Below are 4,144 nucleotides of genomic sequence, written 5' to 3'. Positions count from 1 at the left end.
TTCGGGATTACGAGCAGAGGATCGACGTCTCGGAGGCAATGATCCATGTCGCTCTCGGTAGCCTCATGCTCCGCAGAATTGTCCACCCATGACCATTCTCAAACGGACTCTTACAATCAGAAATTATGGAAGAAAATGATTCCGGTCGCACGGGACAATAACGCGGATACCTCATCGTCAGCATCGTGGCTTTCAGCACACCCAACGGCCAGAAGCTATTGGCCCGGACGTGTACCGGATATCATTTTCGACCCTCTCTGTACCAACGACCGCTGCAAAGTAGTCTTATTCCATGACATCACGCGGAATACGGGCAACGTGACCGAATTATTGCAAACGATGCGTCTCTCCCACTCCGAAGTCTTGCTGGGGCAGATGAACCCTCGCAAGGAAAGCGCCGCGCATGTCGGGCGCTCATACGAAAGCGCCCACTCCTCCTTGAAAACCATTTTTTCGAAGATGAGTATCAGAACCAGAACGAACTCACGACCATCATCACGTAGCTTTCCTCTGTTGCGTAAGCTAGCCGCCGGACGACTTCTTCAGAAAATATCCTGTCCTTTTCTGCCGTGCGGCGGCACGTGACAATCATGGCATAGCCGGATCGGACCGGCGGTGGCATGCTCCCGACGACGCGCCAGATGGCAGCCTTCGCAGAAATCATGAAATGTCGACAATGCCAAGCCCGACTGATCCGGCCGCGTCCGGTGACAACCGATGCACGTCCGGTTGGGGGATGATGCCAGTGCCGGTTCCAGCACGTCATGATGGCACTGCACGCAATTATAGGCCGCATGGTCGCGATGCATGAACACGACCGGGATCGGCATCGCGTGGCTGATACCCGATTCGCACCACCAGACCACCCCGACCCCTATGCCCAGGACCGCGGCCAGCATGCCTGCGGGGAGCCAGCCCTTCATGGCGCCAGCCACTGGCTGAGATAGAGTCCATAGACAATGCTGACACCCAGCGCGACACCACCGACCATTGCCGCCAGCCGGACGGCGACAGGCGCGGTATTGCGCCGCCGATGCCCGGAAGGCCGTGGCAACCTTCCGTGACGTCCCACCCAGGGCAGGATGGCGCAGAAGCCGGCAATCACCGCAATGGCGACCATCTGTTTCCATCCCCGCACGTGCAGGCCCGCCCCCGTGATGTGAAAGCTGGCCATGCCGAGCAGGCCCAGCGCCGCCAGCCCATGTGCCTGGCGAAAACGGACCGCCTTCCGCCAGATCCGGCTCCGCACGGCATGGAAGGACGGAATGACGGCCAGAGCGGCCAGCAACAGCCCGGCAAGCCCCGCCAGCATATATCCCGGGCCACCTGGCAGCAGGTAACGGGCCGTCAGCGGTTCGGCCCACAGGGACAGGCCGACATGCAGAACGACGAGCCCACCCGCAAGGCAACCGAGCAGGCGATGCGCGACGGTAAAGAACTTGCCGTCATTGAAGGGAATCCGCAGCGGGCGGCCGGTCAGAAGAAACAGAAAGGCCACCAGCACATAGGCCATGAAGCCGCAGGCCATGGCGATATCCCATAACGGACCGTTGGCAGGCAGTTCCAGCCCAGAGAAGAAGGCCGATACCAACAGGCCACCCAACACCAGCAGCGGAAGCAGAATGATCACGGCCCCCTCCGCGCCGGAACGATACGGCCTTCATGTGCCCGTCGCCAGGTCCCCCCCCCCCCTGCTCCGGCCAGCCGCAGATAATAATGGCATCGAAACAATAAGATCGACAAGCATGCGCTCATGGCCGCCCCGGATCGGCACGAGATCCTTATCACCATATTTGATCGTTGATTAACAGAAATACCGCACTATGATGCGCCCCGCTTCGAAGGCCGACCTGTTTGCCGCATATCGACCGTAAATGACGATTTTAACCTCGGGAATTCCCGTAATGACGCTTATTGACACGATCCAGCCGTTATATTCGCTGTCCGGCCTGGGCGTGGGGTTTCTGGTTGGCCTCACCGGCGTCGGCGGCGGATCGCTGATGACGCCCCTGCTGATCCTGCTGTTCGGCGTGCATCCCCAGACGGCGGTGGGCACCGACCTGCTCTACGCCGCCATCACCAAGGCGGTCGGCACGGGCGTGCACGGATTTTCCGGCGGAGTGGACTGGAAAGTGGTGCGCCGCCTGGCCAGCGGCAGCATCCCCGCCTCCGCCCTGGCGCTCATCGTGCTCCACACTATGGGCGCCCCGTCATTGATGACCACGCATGTGATCACCCATAGCCTGGGTGTCGCCCTGCTGCTGACCGCACCCTGCATCCTGTTTCGCGCCGCCATCATGCGGCGCCTGGCCGGCTTCTCCGCCAGCCTGTCCGACCGCCAGACCCACGGCCTGACGGTCGCGGTCGGGGCGCTGCTCGGCCTCCTGGTCTCGCTGTCGTCGGTCGGGGCGGGCGCCATCGGCGTCACGGTCCTGCTGGTCCTGTATCCCAGGCTGTCGACGGCCCGGATCGTCGCGGCCGACATCGCGCATGCCGTGCCGCTGACGCTGGTCGCCGGCCTCGGGCACTGGCTCCTGGGCTCGGTCAACGGCGGCATGCTGCTGTCCCTGCTGGTCGGATCGATCCCCGGCATCATCCTGGGTAGCCTGTTCGTCGGCATGGTCCGCGAGAATGTCCAGCGCGCGGTCCTTGCCAGCGTACTCACCATCGTCGGTATCCGCATGATCTGAGAGAGCCCGTCCGGTTCCTCAGCAGTCTTCGGGGCCGGATCGATTACAAGACGGGCCCCTCATCATCATCGTCGGGTTCGAACGGATCTTCGTCCGGGACATCACCGGGAATCGGGTCATTCGGATCGAACGGCCCGGGCGCTGGGGTCGGCATCGGCCGCCTGGGCCCCGCATGGTCGTGTTCACGCATGGATATCGCAACCTTTCCACCGCTACGGCGATTGAACCGCATCCGCCCACATGGGTTTCCTGATGGCCCCCGGACAGGGCGTGGCAACCCGGTCCCGCGCGTTTGTGAACACGGCATGATTGCCCTGATGGTGCGGAAATGATTAGCGTCTCAGCATAACACATATGCCTGAAATGCAGAGGCCAAGAGTGACGAAAACAAGATCACTCGACAATCATCATCACGCGTCAGTGAACGTCCATCACGCGGATCGCGTCTACAGCATACTGAAGGACGAATCCGCCTCCGGCCGCTCGGCACTCGCGGCCTCATGGTCGCGCTCGCTCCGTCATTACGGCCTGAGCCCGAACCATGACGAACCCCCGCACCGCCTGGACGCCCAGGCCTACCGCGCGGCACGCGAACGCAGCGCGCTGCTCCTGCACGCAGCCCAACCCGTTCTGGACCGGCTGGCCTCGGCAGTCCGCCGCGGCGGATTCTGCATGCTGCTCAGCGATGCCCACGGCGTAGCACTCGAACAACGATGCATGGCCGCCGACGAAGAGATCTTCAGCTCCTGGGGCCTGAACCTGGGCGCGATATGGGACGAAGCCCATGAGGGCACCAACGGCATCGGCACCTGCCTGGCCGAGGACCGGGTGCTGACGATCCATCGCGACCAGCATTTCTTCTCCCGCAATGCGGGGCTCAGTTGCACCATGGCGCCGATCCACGACCCTACGGGCAGCCCGGTCGGCGGGATCGACATTTCCTCATGCCGCAATGATTGCGACACGGCCACATTGTCCTTCCTGTCGCTGGTGGTCGAAGACGCCGCCCGACGGATCGAAACCCGCCTGTTCGGCGAAGCCTTCGCCGGCCATCGCATCATCTCGCTGGGCAACGAGGCCCAGGCCCTCCTGGCCCTGGACGAGAACGAGGTCATCGTCGGCACCAACAAGGCCGCCCGTGCCCTGTTCGGCCTGCGCGCCGGCAAACCCATGACGCTGCCCGACCTGCTGTCGGATACCGGCCATGAAGATCCCGGACGCGCCGCCCACGCGGCGCTGCAACGGGTGCTGAAACGTTGCAACGGAAACATCTCGGCGGCAGCGCGGGAACTGGGCGTCAGCCGTGCCACGCTGCATCGCCGGCTGAAGCGCCACGAGGCCCACTGAGAGTCCGTTTGAGAATGGTCATGGGTGGACAATTCTGCGGAGCATGAGGCTACCGAGAGCGACATGGATCATTGCCTCCGAGACGTCGATCCTCTGCTCGTAATCCC

The 4,144-nt window shown here is 62.8% G+C and carries 4 protein-coding genes and 2 pseudogenes; 3 read left to right on the top strand and 3 right to left on the bottom strand.

Going from position 1 to position 4,144, the window contains the following annotated elements; genetic code table 11:
- A pseudogene (locus HLH35_RS19570) lies at window positions 1-92 on the top strand (IS5/IS1182 family transposase); the annotation flags it as partial.
- 450 nt (window positions 93-542) lie between these two features.
- On the opposite strand, the gene HLH35_RS19565 reads toward HLH35_RS19570, so the two are convergent.
- Together HLH35_RS19565 and HLH35_RS19560 are read right to left on the bottom strand one after the other, a co-directional pair.
- On the bottom strand, window positions 543-923 hold the full coding sequence (locus HLH35_RS19565; RefSeq protein ID WP_182980725.1) for a cytochrome c3 family protein: 381 nt from the start codon (window positions 921-923) through the stop codon (window positions 543-545).
- Window positions 920-1,630 (bottom strand): ferric reductase-like transmembrane domain-containing protein, encoded by a 711-nt coding sequence (locus HLH35_RS19560; RefSeq protein WP_182980724.1) that lies wholly within the window; start codon window positions 1,628-1,630, stop codon window positions 920-922. Before HLH35_RS19560 ends, HLH35_RS19565 begins: the two co-directional genes overlap by 4 nt.
- Window positions 1,631-1,904: 274 nt before the next feature.
- Here HLH35_RS19560 and HLH35_RS19555 point away from each other — a divergent pair, with 274 nt between their 5' ends.
- Together HLH35_RS19555 and HLH35_RS19550 are read left to right on the top strand one after the other, a co-directional pair.
- Window positions 1,905-2,690: a sulfite exporter TauE/SafE family protein gene (locus HLH35_RS19555; RefSeq protein ID WP_182980723.1), complete on the top strand. Its 786-nt coding sequence runs from the start codon at window positions 1,905-1,907 to the stop codon at window positions 2,688-2,690.
- A 378-nt stretch (window positions 2,691-3,068) separates the two neighbouring features.
- Window positions 3,069-4,037, top strand: a complete 969-nt coding sequence (locus HLH35_RS19550) for a helix-turn-helix domain-containing protein (protein ID WP_182980722.1) — start codon at window positions 3,069-3,071, stop codon at window positions 4,035-4,037.
- Window positions 4,038-4,055: 18 nt separating this feature from the next.
- Here the strand turns inward: HLH35_RS19550 and HLH35_RS19545 are convergent.
- A pseudogene (locus HLH35_RS19545) lies at window positions 4,056-4,144 on the bottom strand (IS5/IS1182 family transposase); the annotation flags it as partial.

Source organism: Gluconacetobacter asukensis, assembly GCF_014174375.1.
Taxonomy (GTDB): domain Bacteria; phylum Pseudomonadota; class Alphaproteobacteria; order Acetobacterales; family Acetobacteraceae; genus Gluconacetobacter; species Gluconacetobacter asukensis.
The sequence above is the reverse complement of the archived record's forward strand: the minus strand, read 5'-3'. Positions and strand labels throughout refer to the sequence as shown.